The sequence below is a fragment of the Brevundimonas sp. FV1ps31S genome (assembly GCF_058681265.1).
Map to the genome: position 1 here is coordinate 2,408,261 of NZ_CM178735.1, position 17,516 is coordinate 2,425,776.

17 protein-coding genes and 1 pseudogene are annotated in these 17,516 nt (G+C 64.5%); 13 read left to right on the forward strand and 5 right to left on the reverse strand.

Annotation, left to right across the window (positions count from 1 at the left end):
* The first annotated feature begins 48 nt into the window (after positions 1–48).
* Positions 49–888 (forward strand): non-homologous end joining protein Ku, encoded by an 840-nt coding sequence (ku, locus tag ACVPT3_RS11430; RefSeq protein WP_492041008.1) that lies wholly within the window; start codon positions 49–51, stop codon positions 886–888.
* Between the two features lies 1 nt (position 889).
* Here the strand turns inward: ku and ligD are convergent, their stop codons facing one another.
* Genes ligD through ACVPT3_RS11445 form a run of 3 tightly spaced genes read right to left on the reverse strand, consistent with a single transcriptional unit; the run spans position 890 to position 5,195 of the window.
* Positions 890–3,445, reverse strand: a complete 2,556-nt coding sequence (gene ligD, locus ACVPT3_RS11435; RefSeq protein WP_492041009.1) for a DNA ligase D — start codon at positions 3,443–3,445, stop codon at positions 890–892.
* 26 nt (positions 3,446–3,471) lie between these two features.
* Entirely contained in the window at positions 3,472–4,764 is a 1,293-nt protein-coding gene (locus ACVPT3_RS11440) for a PQQ-dependent sugar dehydrogenase (protein ID WP_492041010.1), read from the reverse strand.
* Entirely contained in the window at positions 4,764–5,195 is a 432-nt protein-coding gene (locus tag ACVPT3_RS11445) for a DUF2231 domain-containing protein (RefSeq protein WP_492041011.1), read from the reverse strand. The genes ACVPT3_RS11440 and ACVPT3_RS11445 overlap by 1 nt, the downstream gene beginning before the upstream one ends.
* A gap of 436 nt (positions 5,196–5,631) precedes the next feature.
* On the opposite strand from ACVPT3_RS11445, the pseudogene ACVPT3_RS11450 reads away from it, so the two are divergent.
* The 8 genes and pseudogenes from ACVPT3_RS11450 to arsB form a co-directional block, all read left to right on the forward strand.
* Positions 5,632–5,817, forward strand: a pseudogene (locus tag ACVPT3_RS11450) (helix-turn-helix domain-containing protein); the annotation flags it as partial.
* A gap of 115 nt (positions 5,818–5,932) precedes the next feature.
* Positions 5,933–6,187 (forward strand): hypothetical protein, encoded by a 255-nt coding sequence (locus ACVPT3_RS11455; protein WP_492043854.1) that lies wholly within the window; start codon positions 5,933–5,935, stop codon positions 6,185–6,187.
* A gap of 99 nt (positions 6,188–6,286) precedes the next feature.
* Entirely contained in the window at positions 6,287–6,634 is a 348-nt protein-coding gene (locus ACVPT3_RS11460) for a hypothetical protein (protein ID WP_492041012.1), read from the forward strand.
* Positions 6,635–6,676: 42 nt separating this feature from the next.
* Positions 6,677–7,069: a hypothetical protein gene (locus ACVPT3_RS11465; protein WP_492041013.1), complete on the forward strand. Its 393-nt coding sequence runs from the start codon at positions 6,677–6,679 to the stop codon at positions 7,067–7,069.
* Between the two features lie 60 nt (positions 7,070–7,129).
* A complete protein-coding gene (locus tag ACVPT3_RS11470) occupies positions 7,130–7,465 on the forward strand; it encodes an ArsR/SmtB family transcription factor (protein ID WP_492041014.1) in 336 nt (111 codons plus the stop codon).
* 7 nt (positions 7,466–7,472) lie between these two features.
* On the forward strand, positions 7,473–7,898 hold the full coding sequence (arsC, locus tag ACVPT3_RS11475) for an arsenate reductase (glutaredoxin) (RefSeq protein WP_492041015.1): 426 nt from the start codon (positions 7,473–7,475) through the stop codon (positions 7,896–7,898).
* Positions 7,895–8,095: a hypothetical protein gene (locus ACVPT3_RS11480; RefSeq protein WP_492041016.1), complete on the forward strand. Its 201-nt coding sequence runs from the start codon at positions 7,895–7,897 to the stop codon at positions 8,093–8,095. The genes arsC and ACVPT3_RS11480 overlap by 4 nt, the downstream gene beginning before the upstream one ends.
* Positions 8,096–8,101: 6 nt before the next feature.
* Positions 8,102–8,980 (forward strand): ACR3 family arsenite efflux transporter, encoded by an 879-nt coding sequence (arsB, locus tag ACVPT3_RS11485; protein ID WP_492043817.1) that lies wholly within the window; start codon positions 8,102–8,104, stop codon positions 8,978–8,980.
* A 43-nt stretch (positions 8,981–9,023) separates the two neighbouring features.
* Here the strand turns inward: arsB and ACVPT3_RS11490 are convergent, their stop codons facing one another.
* On the reverse strand, positions 9,024–9,989 hold the full coding sequence (locus ACVPT3_RS11490) for a flagellin family protein (protein ID WP_492041017.1): 966 nt from the start codon (positions 9,987–9,989) through the stop codon (positions 9,024–9,026).
* Positions 9,986–12,103, reverse strand: a complete 2,118-nt coding sequence (gene flgK, locus ACVPT3_RS11495; RefSeq protein WP_492041018.1) for a flagellar hook-associated protein FlgK — start codon at positions 12,101–12,103, stop codon at positions 9,986–9,988. The genes ACVPT3_RS11490 and flgK overlap by 4 nt, the downstream gene beginning before the upstream one ends.
* Positions 12,104–12,693: 590 nt before the next feature.
* On the opposite strand from flgK, the gene ACVPT3_RS11500 reads away from it, so the two are divergent.
* The 4 genes from ACVPT3_RS11500 to sciP all read left to right on the forward strand — a co-directional run bounded on the left by ACVPT3_RS11500 (position 12,694) and on the right by sciP (position 17,508).
* On the forward strand, positions 12,694–14,499 hold the full coding sequence (locus tag ACVPT3_RS11500; RefSeq protein WP_492041019.1) for a flagellar hook-length control protein FliK: 1,806 nt from the start codon (positions 12,694–12,696) through the stop codon (positions 14,497–14,499).
* A gap of 4 nt (positions 14,500–14,503) precedes the next feature.
* Complete coding sequence (locus tag ACVPT3_RS11505) at positions 14,504–15,226, forward strand: flagellar hook assembly protein FlgD (RefSeq protein WP_492041020.1); 723 nt, start codon at positions 14,504–14,506, stop codon at positions 15,224–15,226.
* Between the two features lie 46 nt (positions 15,227–15,272).
* A complete protein-coding gene (flgE, locus tag ACVPT3_RS11510; RefSeq protein ID WP_492041021.1) occupies positions 15,273–17,051 on the forward strand; it encodes a flagellar hook protein FlgE in 1,779 nt (592 codons plus the stop codon).
* A gap of 172 nt (positions 17,052–17,223) precedes the next feature.
* Positions 17,224–17,508 carry a CtrA inhibitor SciP gene (sciP, locus tag ACVPT3_RS11515; protein WP_292121583.1) on the forward strand — a complete coding sequence of 95 codons (285 nt, stop codon included), beginning with the start codon at positions 17,224–17,226 and terminating at the stop codon, positions 17,506–17,508.
* The last annotated feature ends 8 nt before the right edge of the window (positions 17,509–17,516 follow it).

The window sequence follows — 17,516 nt, forward strand, 5'->3', positions numbered from 1 at the left end:
CGCGCCGGCGCAACGTTAGGGATCCGAACGACGCAGGGAGACACAACCATGGCCGCGAGACCCACCTGGCAGGGGCATCTGAAACTGTCGCTGGTCACCTGCCCGGTCGCCCTCTACACCGCCACCTCGTCCAGCGCCCATGTCAGCTTCCATCTGATCAATCCGGACACAAACAACCGTATCCGCATGGTCCCCACCGACCCGGATACCGGCCCGATCGAACGCTCGGACCTGGTCAAGGGCTATGAGGTGGCGAAGGACGAATATGTCCTGTTCGACGACGCCGATTTCGACAAGGTCAAGCTGGAGACGACGCGGACCATCTGTATCGACAGTTTCGTCGATGAAGACGACATCGACCGTCTGTACTGGAGCGACCCCTTCTACGTGGTGCCGGAAAAGGGCGTTGGCGTCGAAGCCTTCGCGGTCATCCGCGACGCCATGAAGTCTGCGGGCAAGATCGCCATCGGCACCCTGGTGCTGCGCGGGCGCGAGCGGCAACTGGCGCTGGAGGTGCGCGACAAGGGACTGGTGGCCTACTCGCTGCGCGCCCACGACGAGGTCCGCGCCGCGGACGACTATTTCGACGACATACCGGCGGTCAAGGCCGACAAGGATATGGTCGAGATCGCCAGCCGGATCATCGCCCAGAAGGAGACGGACTTCGATCCGTCCGTCTTCAAGGACCGTTACGACGACGCCCTGCGCGACATGATCAAGGCCAAGCAGAAGGGCGGCAAGGGCGTGGTCGAAGCGCCAGAGCCCGACGACACCAATGTGGTCGATCTGATGGAAGCCCTGCGCAACAGCCTGAAGGGCGCGGCGACTGGCAAGCCGGCTGGAAAGCCCGCCAAGAAGAAGCCGGCCGCCCGCAAGAAGGCGGCCTGACCTAGAGCCCCATCGCCTTCAGCACGGGCCGCAGACTGACCTCGCCGGCGCGGAAATCCTTCCACGGATCGGCTTTCTTAAGCAGGGCCGGCGCGTCGTGAAGGGTGAAGGCGCGCGGGTCCAGCCCCGTCTTGACCTGCCCCCAGGACAGGGGAAAGGCGATCCCCGCCCCCGGTCGGGCCCGCACCGACCAGGGGGCGACCGCCGTCGCCATCCGACCGTTGCGCAGATAGTCGATAAAAATCTTCCCGCCCCGCGCCTTCTTGGCCAGCGTGGTGGTGAAGCGGTCGGGATCGTCGCGTCGGACCTCTTCCGCCACGGCCTTGGCGAAGGCCTTGCACTGATCCCACTCGATGCGGCTTCGGCCGTCGGACTTGATGGGGACCACCACGTGAAGCCCCTTGCCGCCGGTGGTCTTGACGAAGGGGTGCAGCCCCTTGGCCTCCAGCTTGGTCCGCACCGTCTTCGCCGCCAAGATCACCGCCGCGAAATCCAGCCCTTCGTCAGGATCGAGATCGAAGGTGATCTGCTCCGGCGTCTCCGGGTCGCCGGGCCGACAGCCCCAAGGATGGAGCTCGAGCCCTCCGGACTGGGCGACGGCGACCAGTCCGCCGACGTCGATGACGGCCACATAGGGTTTGCGTTCGTGCACGTCGATCAGCTTCAGACGCGGGTTCGAACCGGGCATGGCGTGACGCTGGAAGAAGGTCTCGCCCGCAATCCCGTCCGGCGCCCGAATGATCGACACAGGTCGATCGGCGACGTGAGGCAGAATCCGCTGAGCCGCCGCCTCGTAATAAAGCGCAAGATCCTTCTTGGTGATCGCGGGCCGTCCGTCCTCAGCCGGCCACAGCACCTTGTCGGGACTGGACAGGGTGACGCCGGCGATGACGACCTTATCCTTGGCGGACCGAGCCCGGGCCGCAGACTTGCCGGACGCGGGGGTTTTGGGCGGCGGCTGCGGCGCGTCGGTCACGTCTGTCGGCGCCTTGTCCTCACGCAACCCCTTGTAGGCGGCATGCCGCAGCGAGCCGCCTTCGGTCAGCCCCCCGTGTTCGAGTTCCGCGACCAGCACCGGCCTGACCCAGTGGATATCCTTGCCGCCGCGCGGCGCGCCCTTGCCGACGAAGGGAGAGACGTCCGCCGCCGCGGCCTTCAGGGCGGGCAGAAGCGTCTTCAGCAAGGGTGCGGCATATCCCGTCCCGACACGACCGACATAACGCAGCCCCTTGTCCTCAGCGACGCCCACCAGCAGGGACCGGAACCGGCTGCCTCCCTCCGACGACCAGCCGCCGATCACCACCTCATCGCGGCCCCGGCATTTGGACTTGACCCAGGTCGATGAGCGGCCCGGCTGATAGGGGGCGTCCAGCTTCTTGGAGATCACCCCCTCAAGGTCCATCCGGCACGCGCTTTCCAGCACCGCCTGACCGGTCGAGGCGAAATGATCGACATAGCGCAGCCGCGACCGCGCCTTGGCCGGAACTCTGTCCACATGGGCCTGAAGCCGGGCCTTGCGGTGCGACAGGGGCAGGTCGCGCAGATCGTCCTCACCCTCGCTCAGCAGGTCGAAGGCGAAATAGACCAGATCCTGGGTTTTTCCGTCGGAGATCGCCGCCTGGAGCGCTGAAAAGTCAGGGGTGTGGTCGTCGCTGAGGGCGCACAATTCGCCATCCACGACGCCGTCGGGCCAAGCCGCTGCGTCGGCCGCCAATTGCGGGAACCGGTCGGTCCAGTCATGGCCGCGCCGGGTGTAGAGCCGAGCCCGCCCGCCGCCGGTGGCGATCTGGATGCGGTAACCGTCAAACTTGATCTCATGCACCCAGCCTGCGCCCCCGGGGGGATGGTCGACGATCTTGCACAGCTGGATCGGCACAAAGGACGAAGGCGCCGCCAAGCTGACCTCGCTCGACTTCGCCTGGGGCTTTTTCGGACCCTTGCGCGCGACGGGCCGCGACGCCGTCCACTGCGTCTTGCCGTCGGCGATCTCGGCCAGGCTGCGGCCGGTGGCGACAGAGGCGTCGATTTCCATGTTGGCGTCGCCCTCGCCCGGAACGGCGGCCTCGTCCTTCTCCTTGATCAACAGCCAGTTGTTGCGCTTCGAGGGCTTGCCCCGGTCCGACTTGAGCCGCACCAGGGCCCAACCGCCGCTGAGCCGTTCCCCGTGCAGGATCATCTTCAACGAGCCGCGCTTCAGAGCGGCGTCGATGTCCGGTCCCTGCGGCTCCCATTCGCCCCGGTCCCACAGCTGAACCGTCCCCGCGCCGTAATTGCCCGAGGGGATGGTCCCCTCGAACGTGCCGTAGTCGAGCGGGTGATCCTCGACCTCCACCGCCAGCCGCTTGACCGACGGATCGCGCGAGGGGGCCTTGGTGACGGCCCAGGACTTCAACACCCCCTCGTGCTCGATGCGGAAATCATAGTGCAGCCGCGTGGCGGCGTGACGCTGGATCAGATAGGTCAGCCGTCCCTTGGGGCCCGCCTTGGCTTTGCCTGAAGGTTCAGGCGTGCGGCTGAAATCCCGCTTGGCCCTGTAGGTGTCCAGACCATCCGCCATGCCGCCCTCGCTTGCTCGCCGCCGCCTTAAGGACGGGGCGCAATTCGCCACACGGTGTTGGACAGATCATCGGCCACCAGCAGGATCCGGCGTTGCGGATCGAAGGTCACGCCGACCGGACGGCCGCGCGCCTCGCCGTTGTTGATGAAGCCGGTTACGAAATCGACAGGCGGGCCGGCGGGACGACCGCCGGAGAAGGGCACCCAGACGACCTTGTAGCCGGCCAGATCCTGACGGTTCCAGCTGCCGTGTTCGCCGATGAAGGCGCCCTGGCTGAAGCCGCCGCCAAAGCCGCCGTTCTGCGCGAAACTGAGCCCCAAGGCCGCCACGTGCGAGCCGAGCGCGTAGTCCGGCTTTACCGCCGTCTCCACCAACTCGGGCTTTTGCGGATGGACGCGCGGATCTGTGTTTTGGCCCCAGTATGAATACGGCCAGCCATAGAATGCGCCCTCGTTGACCGAGGTCAGGTAATCGGGAACCAGATGCGGACCCAGCTCGTCGCGCTCGTTGACCACGGCCCACAGGGCGCTGGTGTTCGGTTCGATCGCCAGGGCGGTCGGATTACGGATGCCCGTGACGAAGGTGCGATGGGCCCCGGTCTGACGATCTACAGCCCAGATAACCGCCCGATCCTGTTCAACCGCCATACCGCGCTCGCCGATATTGCTGTTCGAGCCTATGCCGACATACAGGGTCAGTCCGTCGGCGCTGGCGGTCAGGGACTTGGTCCAGTGATGGTTGATGGCCGACGGCAGCTTGGTCAGCTCCTGTCGGGGCGCGGTGATCCGGGTCTGGCCGTCTTGATACGGGAAACGCACCAGAGCGCCCTGTTCGGCGACATAGAGGGCGCCGTCGACGAAGGCCATGCCATAGGGGGCGTCCAGATTGTCGATGAAAGTGCTGCGGACCTCGGGCTGGCCGTCGCCGTTCGCGTCGCGCAGCAGGGTGATCCGGTCACCACCTTTGACGCTGGTCTTGCCCTTGGCCTTGATCACCCCGGCGATGAAGTCCTTGGGCCGAAGCTTGGGCGCATGGCCTCCGGATCCCTCGGCGATCAGGATGTCGCCGTTGGGCAGGACCAGGATCTGACGCGGAATCTTCAGGTCGGTGGCCATGGCTGTCACCGTGAATCCATCGGGAACGACGGGGGTTTCGCCGTTCCAGCCGGTCGGGGTGGCGATCTTCATCGGCGGCACCAGGGTTTCATCCTGGCCCGGCAGATCAGGGTTGGCGCCGGTCTGGTTCAGATCCGAACCCGCGCGGCCGCAGCCCGCCAGCGCCAGCACCATGGCCGTCGTACAGAAGAGTTTCCGGATCATCACGCGATCTCCCGCACCGTTGTAGTCGAATAGGCGAGCCAGCCTGCGATCAGCGTCAGGATCGCGGACAGGATCGACAGGGTCAGGCCAAAGGCGCCGACCGAACTCCAGGCGTCCTGGCTGTGCTTGAAGGCGTTGATCAGGCCGAAAATCCAGGCAAGGGCCAAGGCAGCCAGATGGATCAGAGCAGCCCTCCTTGCCGGTCCGCGCCACGAAAGGGCCAGATCGACGATGGCCCACAGGCCGGCGACCCCGCCGAACACCAGCGCGCCGACGATCAGCCAGGCCGAAAAGTTCGACCACTGCATCTGGGCGGACTGCAGATATGCGATATCGCTGACGACCGCCGAGCTGAAAAGAGCGATGGGAAAGGCCATCAGAATTCCGCGCAAGGGCTCAATTCGCGCGCGGAAGGCGGATGCAGCGTGCATGGGGGTCTCCTCCGAAGCCGCCGACAACGGCGACCCCAATCCAACCCGCAGCGTGGCCTTTAGTTCATACGCAGACGGACGGCGCCGACGACCTTCTCCCATCTGTGGCCCCGCGGACTGAGGGGCCGCCTTTGAGCCTGCTTAAGATCGCGCAGCCCGCATACGACCTTCACACAGGCGAACTGCGGAACTCGTTTCGTAAGAGATACCGTTTTGAAACGCTGTCGCGTTTTCCGGCTGCAATCGCGGACGACGCGTCTATGATGGCGAAGCTTAACACTTTTCCGGCAAGGCCATGGCCCGATCTTCTGCGACCTCCAACACCTCAGGCGCGCTGGTCGGCGGCGCAATGCGCGCGCGTCCTCACGCCGCCAGTCCCGCGGCGCCCCATATTTCCACAAACCGCCGCGTCCCGTCCCGCTGACACGCCCCGCGTATGGACAACGAGATCGATAGGATCGTCTCTGCCCGCCTCACCCGGCAGGAACGACGCTGTCTGGAAGGCGTCGCGGATCATATGCAGGCCGGCCAGATCGCCGAACACCTCGCCCTTGCGACCACTACGGTGGAGTCGCACCTGGCGAATGCGCGACGAAAGCTTGGCGTGACCAGCAGCCGCGCCGCAGTGCAGTTGCTACGCCGAACCGGCTGTCTCCATACCGGATATGGAGAGGGTTTTTCCCGGATCGTGCTGCCCGGCGAAATCCCGCCTTCTGCTTTGGCAAATGGAGCCGAAGATGATCATGCAACGACGCGATCTTCCCCAGTGGGGCTGGAACGAACTGGAGGCGGTGATCCGGGAAATGGCTGGCGACGGCCCCCACCTCCACGCCGTGCTGCACATCCTGAAGACGACGCAGGAAAGCGCCCCGAGCCTGTCTACCACGGACCTGCTGAGGGAAATCCTGGCGCTCGGGGCGATAGCCCACAGTCGTTCGGCCTTCACCTCCCAGCCGTCCCCCCTCGCGGCCTGCTGCCTCGGCTCGGCCTAATTCTCATCGCCGCCTTTCTGCTGGTGGTGATGTTGGCCGTGCTCGTCTCCGTCCACACGCTCCTCCAGTAGGTCACCACATGGACCCCAGGAGTTTCAAATGAACCGTACCGACTTCGGCCAGGATCTGGCCCGCCGCCTTCATTCGACAGAACACGCGCTGGACAAGGCTCTTTCAGAAGCCGCCCTTCTGGTCTCCAGCATGACGGCTGGCCGTGTGGATCAGAACATCTCTGCAGTGGTCGGCCAGGACGCCCTGGCGAATATTCTTCAGGCCATGCATACCGTCGGCGCGGCGCGTGGCGCGGTCGTGGCGGCGCACCACCAGATGAAGGCTGACGCCGAGCGGATGCGGATCAGTTGGCGACTGGCAGGTCCCGAATCGAAGCCGGATGACGATCGCCCGATCCGCGAGACCTCGGCGCGTCATCTCACGGCCGTTTCCTGAGCTCAGCTTCTGACGCTCGCAACCCAAATCCTGGCCTACTGGGTGCTGACAGCCGCAAGCATCGCCTGGTGCGCGGTCGGCGGTCAGCGGCCGGAAAGACTCGCCGCCGGAACGGTCTGTGTCGCCTTCGTCGCGACACAGCTTGTCACGCCGATCGAGATATCGGGATGGCGGGTGGGGGTCACCGCCGTGGATGGCGTGACCTTCCTGGCGCTGTTCTGGCTGACGGTCCGGTTTGACCGCTGGTGGCTCATCCTCGCTGCCGGCGCTCAGTTGGTTACAGTCCTGACGCACGTGATGGCCTTAACCTCCCCTCACCTCCTGCAGCGAACCAATGTTGAAGTGCGCTGGATACTTGGCTTGGCTCTGCTGGGGCTATTGGCCTTCGCCCCTTTCGAAGCTCGGCGGCTGCGAGGCACGTCCGCCCGCTCGTGACTGAAGATTCCACAGCCGGAAGCCGCTTGTTCCTCTCCACAATTCCAATACTATGGAATAATGGAATCCAAGTCCGCCATTCTTGCACTTGCCGCCTTGGCTCAGCCCACACGGCTCGACACCTTCCGTCTGCTGGTCCTGCACGAGCCTGAAGGCCTGCCCGCAGGCGAGGTCGCCGATACGCTGGCGGTGCCGGCGAACACCATGTCGGCGCATCTCGGCGTCTTGTCCCGCGCCGGCCTGATCAATTCCGAGCGCCGCAGCCGGTCGATCATCTATCGGGCCGACCTCACCCATCTTCGGGCGCTGGCGCTTTTCCTGGTGAACGACTGCTGCCAGGGCCGCGCCGAACTCTGCCAGCCGCTGTTGGCCGAACTCGCGCCCCGCCCCGCCTGAGGATCCGATGGACGTCATCATCTATCACAACCCCGCCTGCGGGACGTCTCGCAACACCTTGGCCCTGATCCGTCACGCCGGGATTGAGCCGCATGTCATCGAGTACATGAAGACGCCGCCCAGCCCCGCCATGATCCGGGCGCTGGTCGAGCGCATGAACGTGGCCCTGCGCAGCCTCCTGCGCGAAAAGGGCACGCCTTATGCTGAACTTAGGCTGAGTGACCCCGCCCTGACGGATAGGCAGCTTCTGGACGCCGTCGAGGCGCACCCGATCCTTCTGAACCGGCCGATCGTCGTATCGCCCATGGGCGTGAAGCTGTGCCGGCCGTCCGAGGCGGTTCTGGACCTTCTCCCGTCCGAGGGGCTGGGACCATTCTCCAAGGAAGACGGCGAAGTCGTCATCGACACCGACGGGCGGAGGGTCCTCCGATGATCGACACCGTGATCAGCGAACCGCCGAAACGCCGCCTCTCCTTTCTTGATCGCTGGCTGACGCTCTGGATCTTCGCGGCCATGGCGCTGGGCGTGCTGATGGGGACGGTCGTACCTGGGTTGCCGGCGTGGATCGGCGGCTTGGCGATCGGAACGACCAACATCCCGATCGCGCTCGGCCTCATACTGATGATGTAGCCGCCTCTGGCGCGGGTTAAGTATGAGGAACTGCCGCGCGTCTTCGCCGACAAGCGCGTGCTCCTGCTCTCGCTGTTCCAGAACTGGGTCCTGGGTCCGGTTCTGATGTTCGCCCTGGCGCTGATCTTCCTCCGCGACGACCCGGAATATATGACCGGCGTCATACTGATCGGCCTGGCCCGCTGCATCGCCATGGTTCTGGTGTGGAACCAACTGGCGCGCGGCGATAATCAGTACGTGGCGGGCTTGGTCGCCTTCAACTCGCTGTTTCAGATTGTCTTCTTCAGCTTCTACGCCTGGCTGTTCCTGACCGTCCTTCCGTCAATATTTGGATTGGAGGGCAATGTGGTGAAGGTTGGCGTTTGGACCATCGCGGGCGCAGTGTTGGTCTATCTGGGCCTGCCCTTCCTTGGTGGTTTCCTGACCCGGCGAACCCTGATCGCAAGGAGGGGCGCTGACTGGTACGAGACGCAATTCCTGCCTCGGATCGCCCCCATCACACTGATCGCCCTGCTGTTCACGATCATCGCCATGTTCAGCCTGAAGGGCGGCGAGGTGGTCGCCTTACCGTTGGACGCGCTACGCATCGCCGTTCCGCTGACGATCTACTTCCTCGTCATGTTCGTCGTCAGTTTCATGCTGGGGCGACTGATCGAGGCGGATTATCCGCGCACCACGGCCCTCGCCTTCACCGCCGCCTCCAACAATTTCGAACTTGCGATCGCTGTCGCAATCGCGGCCTTCGGACTGACCTCGCCCGTGGCCTTCGCCGCCGTCATCGGGCCGCTGGTTGAAGTGCCGGTGCTGATCCTTCTTGTCTCGGTCGCCCTCTGGCTTGGGCGTCGCTACTTCCCTGACACAGCCCCGGCGAAGGACGCCTGCTGAAGCTCTTGCCCGCCTGTCTTGCGGCGACGTCCGCTAGGGGACTTTAGCGCAAGAGATCCAGCAATGACGTGCTGCGCAGCGAGTTGATGACCTGCGCCGACGCCTCGATCGCCACCTGCGCCGCCTGCAGATCGGTGATCGCCTGCGCCGGGTCGTAACCCGCCTTGGAAGTCATCAGCTTGTCCAGGGCGAGGTTCTGGGACTCGTGCGCATCCAGGACGGTTTCGACCTGGTTCTGCACCAGACCGTTCTTGGCGGTCTGGTTCGTGACCCCCTCGTTCGCCCGTTCGAACTGGTTCATTTGGGCCGTGAGAAAGGCGGAGACCGCGGCGCCCGGCTGGCCCGTCAGCGTCCCCGCGCCAGCGGGCGTATAGGTGACGCCGTCTATGATGACCGGGGTTCCGTTCTGATAGGCCTGCATATTGCGGAACACCTCGGTCAGAGGACCGCCGATCTCGCTGGCCAGAAAACCGGTCTCAACCATGGTGTTCTCGTCGATACGCGATTTTTGTTTCAGGTCGTCGTTCGCGAAGGTCGAGGCGGTCGAGGGAGCCGCAGCCAGATCCGCCATCGTCTTGGCCGTCGCAGGCGCGGCGTCGCCGCGTCCGCCGCCGAACAGATAGGTTCCCTGATGTTCGGCGTTGAGCCCGCTCTGAACGTGCTGATACTGCAGACCGAGTTCAGTCATCAGATTCGTGATGTTGCCCGCTGCGATACCATCGGCGATGGCTTCCCGCGCACCTGTGCCTCCCTCGTAGATACGGGTCATCGCGAGGTCTTGGGCGGTCAGCCGCGCCGCCGCGCTTTCGCCTGCGCCGATGAATCCTTCCAGTCGGGCCTTTGTCGAGGTCAGACTGGTCAGCTGTTCGGCGCCCCGACCATAGCCGGACATGTCCGTGGCGATTTTCTCGCTGTCGATACGTTCCTGCGCAAGTTCAGCGCGGCTCTGCGCGCTCATGAGATTGAGCAGGGCCGACTGATAGTTTCCGAAGGTGGCGACCCGGGTCATTGCAGGATTCCGATCAGCACGTCGTACATGTCCTTGCTCGCCTGAATCAGGCGTGCGGAAGCGTTATAGGCCTGTTGGAAGGTGGTCATATTGACGAGTTCTTCGTCCATGTTGACGCCCTCAGACGAGTTGCGGCGACTATCGGCCTCTTGGGCCAGGGCCGTCGCCGTCTCGGCGCGGGTCTTGGCCGCAGAAGCCTTGGCGCCGAGATCGCCCGCGAAATCCGCCGCATAGGACGAGAGGGTCTTGATCCCGCCGCTGTGGCCGCCGGCGGAGGCGAAGTTGACGTTCTTCTTGCCGGCGTCGGCCAGCAGCAGGCCGCCTCGTCCGTCATTTTTGCTCAAGGCCGAGGTTCCAGCTGCGGCTGACAGGTTCAACTGGGCCAGGGCCAGCTTTCCCGGGTCCTGCTGTAGGTCGCTACGAACGGAATAGGCGCCGGCCCGCGTCGCACCCGTCCCACCCAGACCGAACAACTGCGACATCGACAGACCCGACGGGTCCTGGGTCGTGGCGTCCTTCACCACGCTCATGGTCGTTCGGCTGGCGTCATAGGCTTTGAAACTCAAGGTCCCCGACGCGTCCAGGCTGAATGCGCCATATCGTCCCACACCCGCCACCGGGTCGTTCAAAGCGGTCAGCAATTCGCCCATGGTTCCGGTTCCTGCCGGCACCGCCACGGTGATGTCCCTCAGCCGCGAACCTGTCTCGCTGCCAAAGCGGAACGTCAGGCTCTCGCCCGCGTCAAATCCATGTTCCGACGCGAGGGTGAGACCGGTGTCGTAGAAGCTCGGCGTCGTCGTGCTGACCAGGTCGTTCAACCCGAACCAATGTGAAAAGCCTCGTCCGCCCTTGCTGCTGGGGTTCGCCGCATCGTCGGCGATCGCGATCCCGTTTCCGCCCTGACCCTCAATCTGCAACTGGCCGCCTGAGAACCCGACGGTCGCCGCACCGCCCAGTTGGGCGTTGATCGTCGCCAGGAAGGTCGTGGGGTCGGCGGCGACACCGTTGATCGTCATGGTCGCGCCCGAGAACACGATCTCGGCCGAGGCCTGAATCACGCCCGCACTGTCCACAGCCGTGATCGTGGTCGTGCCGGTGAATCCGGTCAGGGCGTTCTCCAGCGACTGGCCGGTGTTTCGACCGGTCAGACTGGTCGGCGCCGGCACGCTGCTGTTGGCGTTGTGGGCCCGGTTAAGTTCGTCAGCCAGTTTGGCCGTCAGTTCGCCCAGCCGGGCCGCGGCGGCGGGCGCATCGATGTCGCGTAGCTCCACCAACCCCCGGATCTCGCCCGATGACACGCCGTCCAGCAGCGGCCAACGCGTGCCGTTCGGTTCGGTGATCATGATATCCGAAAAGGCCGTGGTGGCGTCCACAGTCCCTGCGGCCTGATAGCTCAGGGTCGCATGTCCTTCGCCGACGAGGGTCATACCCGTCGCTGTACGCAGCGTCACGCCGCCGCTTGCACGGGACTCGATCTTGACGTCCATATACTGGGACAGTTCATTGATCAGCGTCTGCTGCGCATTCTGGGCGCCGGTCACGTCCTGATTGATGACCGAACCCGACGCGATCGTGCCGTTCAGCTTGTCGATCTGTTCCAGAAGCGGATTGATGGTCTCGACCGCGCTCCGCAGCCGGCTGTCCGCCTCTTGCCGCGCCGCCTGAATGTCGGCAGCGATCCCAGCCGCCTCGTTAAATAGAGCCTGGGTCTTGTAGACCGTATCCTGGCGCGCGGCGGAAGAGGTCGGGCTTTCCCCCAGCGTAGCGTAGCTGGCGAACAGTTTGTCGATGTCCGCGAAGAAGCCGCCATCGCCGCTGGGGTCCCCGAACTGGGTCTGGATCTGGTCGTACAGTTCATAGCGCACGGTCTGACGCGCAGCGTCTGCACTGGCGGCCATTCCGGCGGCCTGTAAGAAGCGATTCGTCGCCAGACGAACCCGAGACACATCGACGCCCGCCCCCTGTCCCCCGGCCACTGCGGCGGTCTGATCCGCCAGCTTGCGGACATAGCCGGCGGTATTGACGTTGGCGATATTGTCGGAAGTGACACGCAATTGAGCCTGTGCGACCTGCAGCCCCGAGGTCGCAATATTCATGATAGACGTCAGCGACATGATTGCGTCTCCTTCGCCCTGACCGGCGCCCTGCCCGGCAGGCCCTGCCCCGCAATACGCAGTTCTTGCCCAGTCACGCGCCGTCGATGCTCGGGCAGAGCATTGTTTTTCAACGACATCGCGGATCGCGCAATCTTCATGGCCGGCAAGGCGCGCAAGCCCCGGGCCAATTATGTCCAACGCGACACGAGGCCCAATATGCTCGTGAAGCTCGGAGCCGGGCAAAAACTAACGAAGGCACGGCAAGAAACGACCATGAGGGACGCCAGCCTCAACGGGTGGTTCTATTTTTCTGTTTTCTTTCAATAGCAAACGGATTGGCCCGCCCTTTGCGACAGGCCAAACGAAGAACCAGGCGCAGCAGGCGCCGCCCAGTCCTGAAAGCCGCCTGCGACCCCATGCCGTCCGCATTCGCCATGTTCGCCTCCGTGTCTCCGTCATCCGCCGGAGCGCCGACTGCTGCGCCGAATGTTCAGGACGACGCGACGACAAGCCTCTTCTCCTCCAAACTCTCAGACGCCTTTCAGGCATTGACCAAGACGGCTTCCCGGGCCCCCGATACGCCGAGCCCCACGCAGGGCCGTCTGTCCTTGACCACGATCTCAACGACCGATCTTGAGGCCGCTCAAACCGGGCCGATCTTGGTCGAGGCAGAGGCGACGTCGCCCGACCAGTCCGCCTCGATCGATACGCCCCCGATAGCCGTCGATGAACAGACGGAGACGGAGCCGACGGCCGCTGACCTGTCCCAGGCTTCATCTCAGCCTCCGGTTCTAGCCGCACCGGTCGTGGTCCCGACAACAGCTCCCGCCGCCTCGTCGGACACGGTTCCTGCCGACGTCGGATCCGAAGGTTCGAGCGCAACGAGCGCGATGGGCCTGGAGATCGCGCAGCCGATTGACGTACAGGCGCCTGTTCCGTCGATCGAAAGCGGGCGTGAACAGCACCAGGTCGAGGCGGACGCTGCGGCGCCCGTTCCGGCAAGCCAGACCTCGTCTGCCAGCGCAGGCGGGGCAGAACAGGCGCTAGCCGCGACTTCTTTAGCGCCCCACCCTGCCGAGGCCCCGCAGTCCGACGAGAGTACGAAGGCCCTTCTGACGAAGCCGGCGGCTGACGCACCGGCGCCGCCCGTCCCGACTATGGCGGCCGTGCCGCAGTCGTCCGAGGTAAACGCCCCGGTCTCGTCCAGCCTCGCCGCAAGCCAGACGGCATCGCCCCTCCCGACGCCCCCCATTCCGACCTCTACTGCGACCGCCGCAAGCAGCGAGACCAACGTCGCCAAGACGACATTGGCCGAAAACTTTGCCATCCGGCTCGCTTCTCCCCCTTCGACTAAGGCTGAACCGACCGCGGGATTGAGCGAGGCGGACTTGGGAATCGAGACGTCCGCCTCGTCGAAAGCCGAGATCAAGGTCGTGCTCCAGCAGGCTGCTGCGCCCGCCGTCCAAACAACCCAGATCACCGCCGGGGCGAATTTGAAACTGGCCGTCGCCGAAGCGATCCGAGCCATCAGCGCCGAAGAGGCGGCAGCTGAACCGGTGTCTGACGCCCTCCCCGTCCCCGGCGACAGTTCCAACGAAGGCGCAACGACGTCACCGAAGCCCGACGCCCCAGTGCGAGCCGCGCCGCTGTCCGCGCAACAAACTCCAGTCTGGTCCGGATCAGTTCAGACCGACCACCGGTCGTCGATGCAGAACGGATCAACGTCCGCTTCGACCGACCGGGCGGAGCTAGCCGACGCCGCCTCGACATTTGACCAGACGCCTAGCCGAACGCTGGGCCAATCATCCATCGATATCGCCGCCGCCCCCGCCGGCGTCCAGAGCAGCGCCGTGCCTCCTCTCGACGCGCCGCGCACGAGCCCGGCCACGGCCGCGCCCCTCGACGCCCCTATGGAAGCTCGCGCCCTAAATTCGGCCGCCAGCCTGTCCCAGGCGACCAGCGCATCCTCCTTGTCGCACGCCACCATCGAAACCACCGCCCATCTGGCCGCCCAGATCGCCCGGAAAATGGAAGGTCGTTCGACCCGGTTCGACATGGTGCTGACGCCCGAGGATCTGGGCCGGGTCGATGTCAGCCTCGAGATCGGTTCTGACGGTCAACTCGCCGCTCGTCTGGCCTTCGACAATCCCGCCGCCGCCGCAGAGCTGCGCGGACGCGCCGACGAACTGCGGCGACAGCTTCAGGACGCCGGTTTCCAGGTGTCCGGCGACTCGCTCGACTTCACCGAACGGGACGCCTCCGGCGGCGGCTTCGACCGGCAACAACAGCAACGCCAGACCCCCTTTGCCGGCGGGGCCCGACTGATCGAACAGGCCGATCTCTCCGCTACGCCGCTTCAAGGCGCCTGGACCAATCAATCCCAGACGCGCGACCGCGTCGATGTGAGGGTCTGACCCCATGGCCACCGCCGTTTCATCCGTCGACGCCCAGGGCCGCCTGAACAGCGGCACGACGATGCTGGCCTCGAATTTCGAGACCTTCCTGACCCTGCTGACCACGCAGATGAAGAACCAGGATCCGCTGTCGCCCCTCGACTCCAACGAGTTCACGGCGCAACTGACCCAGATGGCCGGCGTGGAGCAGCAACTGCTGACCAACGATCTGCTGACCAGTCTGGTGGCCGCCCAATCGGCGGGCGGGCTGGACAATGCTTCGAACTACATCGGCAAACAGGTCACCGCAGCCTGGACCGCTACCTCGCTGGAGGACGGCGAAGCGACCTGGAGCTACGAACTGGGCGCCAACGCCGAAAACGTGAAGCTTCAGGTGGTCGATAGCAAGGGGAAGGTCGTCTGGGAGGGCGCCGCTCCGGAAAAGACGATCGGCGTGCACGACTTCACCTGGAAGGGCCAGCTGACCGGTGGCGATACCGCGGAAGACGGCGGCGTCTATACGCTGAAGGTCGCCGCCACCAACGCCACAGGCGGCAAGGTCGAAAGCCAGGCCCTGATCCGCGGCCGTGTCAGCGGTGTCGAGATGTACGACGGCGCGCCGTATCTGGTGATCGGCGATTCCATCCTGCCCCTTTCGACCGTGATTTCGCTGAACGAGATCGCTGACGAACCAAGCAATGACGATACGGAGAATCCGGACGTCCCGACCGAGGAGGCGGCCGCATGATGCGCTCCGCCGCCTTCCCGATGATTTCCATTCAAGGAGCGTATTCATGAGCTTGAACAGCGCAATGCTGGCCGGTGTGTCCGGCCTGGCCGCCAACTCGGCAGCCCTGGCGGCCATTTCCCAGAACATCGCCAACGTCAACACCGTCGGCTACAAACGGTCCCAGGGTGAATTCCAGACCCTGGTCAACAGCCAGACCCGCACGGGCGGCTCCTACTCGGCTGGCGGCGTCGTCGTCAGCGCGCGGTCCTTCATCAGCCAGGAAGGCCAGTTGCAACGCACGACCGAAAGCACCGACCTGGCGGTGGACGGCCAGGGCTTCTTCGTCGTGACCGACAAGGCCGAAGGCGTCGCCGCGACCGACACCCGGCTGTTCACGCGCGCCGGCGCCTTCCGGGTGGATAACCTGGGCTATTTGAAGAACAGCGCCGGCCTCTATCTTCAGGGTTGGCCCGTCGATTCCAACGGGGAAATCTCGACCGACCCCTCGGATTTGTCGCGCCTGCGTTCGATCAACATCGGCTCCGTCGGTGGCACCGCCGAACCGACCACCCGCGTCCAGATCAACGCCAACCTGCGTTCGACGCAGGAGCTGTCCAGCGCTGCGGCCTCGCAATCGTACAAGGGCGTTGAAGACACCGCCGCCCCGCCGGTGGAACGTGACTTCAGCGTCAACTACGCGCGTCAGGCGGACGGAACCTACAACGTCACCATCAAGTCCGGCATCATCACCCTCAAGGGTGTCGCCACCTACGACGCCGCCGGCGCCCTGACCAGTTTCGTCCCGGACGACGCTGCGAGCACCAACGGCACGTCCACGGTCGCTGCCGGCAACATCACCATCACGCCGACCACAGGCGCGCCCCCGCCGGCCGCCTACACCGTGTCTCTCGCCGACCTCGGCGTCACGACGGATGGTATCGCCAAGACCAAGTACGACCCGCTTACGAATTCCATGGCGATGTACAACGCCGACGACGACAACCCCGTGGGGGTCAAGCCGGACTTCAAGATGAATATCCCGGTGTCTGACTCCAAGGGCGGGCAGCGTAACCTGGAAATTCGCTTCATGAAGAGTGAAGAGCCCAACCAGTGGTATGCTGAAATCGTCGCGGTCCCCGCCGATGACGTGGTGACAGGCGCCCCCTACTCGAACGGGCAGATCAAGACCGGCCTGATCGCCTTCACCCCTTCCGGCCGCCTTGATGTCGACACCATGCAAAGCTGGCCGGCGGGCAAGGGCCTGTTTGCTGACCCGACCCAGGCGACTCTGACCTTCGAGGAGTCGGACCCGACCAACACCATCGATCCGAACGATCCCCTGGATGATGGCAAGGTCAAATGGGCCGACGGTCTGGGCATCGCCGCCCAGACCGTGACGCTGGACCTTAACACCTCTGCCGGCGGCCTAAGCCAGCTGAACACAGCGTCGGTGGTCCAATCGACCGTCACCAACGGCACGGCCTTCGGTAATCTTAGCGAAATCACCATCGACGACAGCGGTTTCGTCACCGCCATCTTCGACAATGGCGTGATGCGCCGCATCGCTCAGGTTGCAGTCGCCACCTTCCCGAGCCCTGACAGCCTGAAAGAGGTTTCCGGCAACGCTTTCGCCGTGAGTCTTCAATCCGGCACCTTCAACCTGAAGGCGGCGGGCACAGGCGGGGCGGGCTTCATCGCCGCCCAGCAACTCGAGGCCTCCACTGTCGATCTGTCCCAGGAATTCACCAGCCTGATCACGACCCAGCGGGCCTATTCCGCCTCATCCAAAATCATCACGACGGCGGACGAAATGCTCGCCGAACTGATCAATATCAAACGCTGATCGGCCAGTAACTAAGCGTTAGTCTCAATGAATCGTCGCTCAAGCAAGGTTTACAGAGTCATTCGTGGCGGGACGGATTTTATCCGTTCCTTCACCACGACGCTTAAACCGACCTTAGCGGGCGTCGCCTACGTTCATGACACTACGGTGTTGGTGAAAGAGGCATAAGCCCATGTTGCAAGAGCGACGCCTGAATAGCAAAGGCGAACAATACGTGGTCGGACCGACTGGCACGCCCCTGACCCTGAACGATCTGCCGCCGTCCGATACGGATCGGTGGGTGATCCGCCGCAAGGCCGAGGTCGTCGCCGCCGTTCGCGGCGGCCTGCTGAGCCTGGACGACGCCCTGGCGAAGTACCGCCTGACGGCGGAAGAATTCCTCGCATGGCAGAAGGCCATCGACAAATGGGGCATGCAGGGTCTGCGCACGACGCGGATCCAGAGCTACCGCTCCTAAGGGTTCCC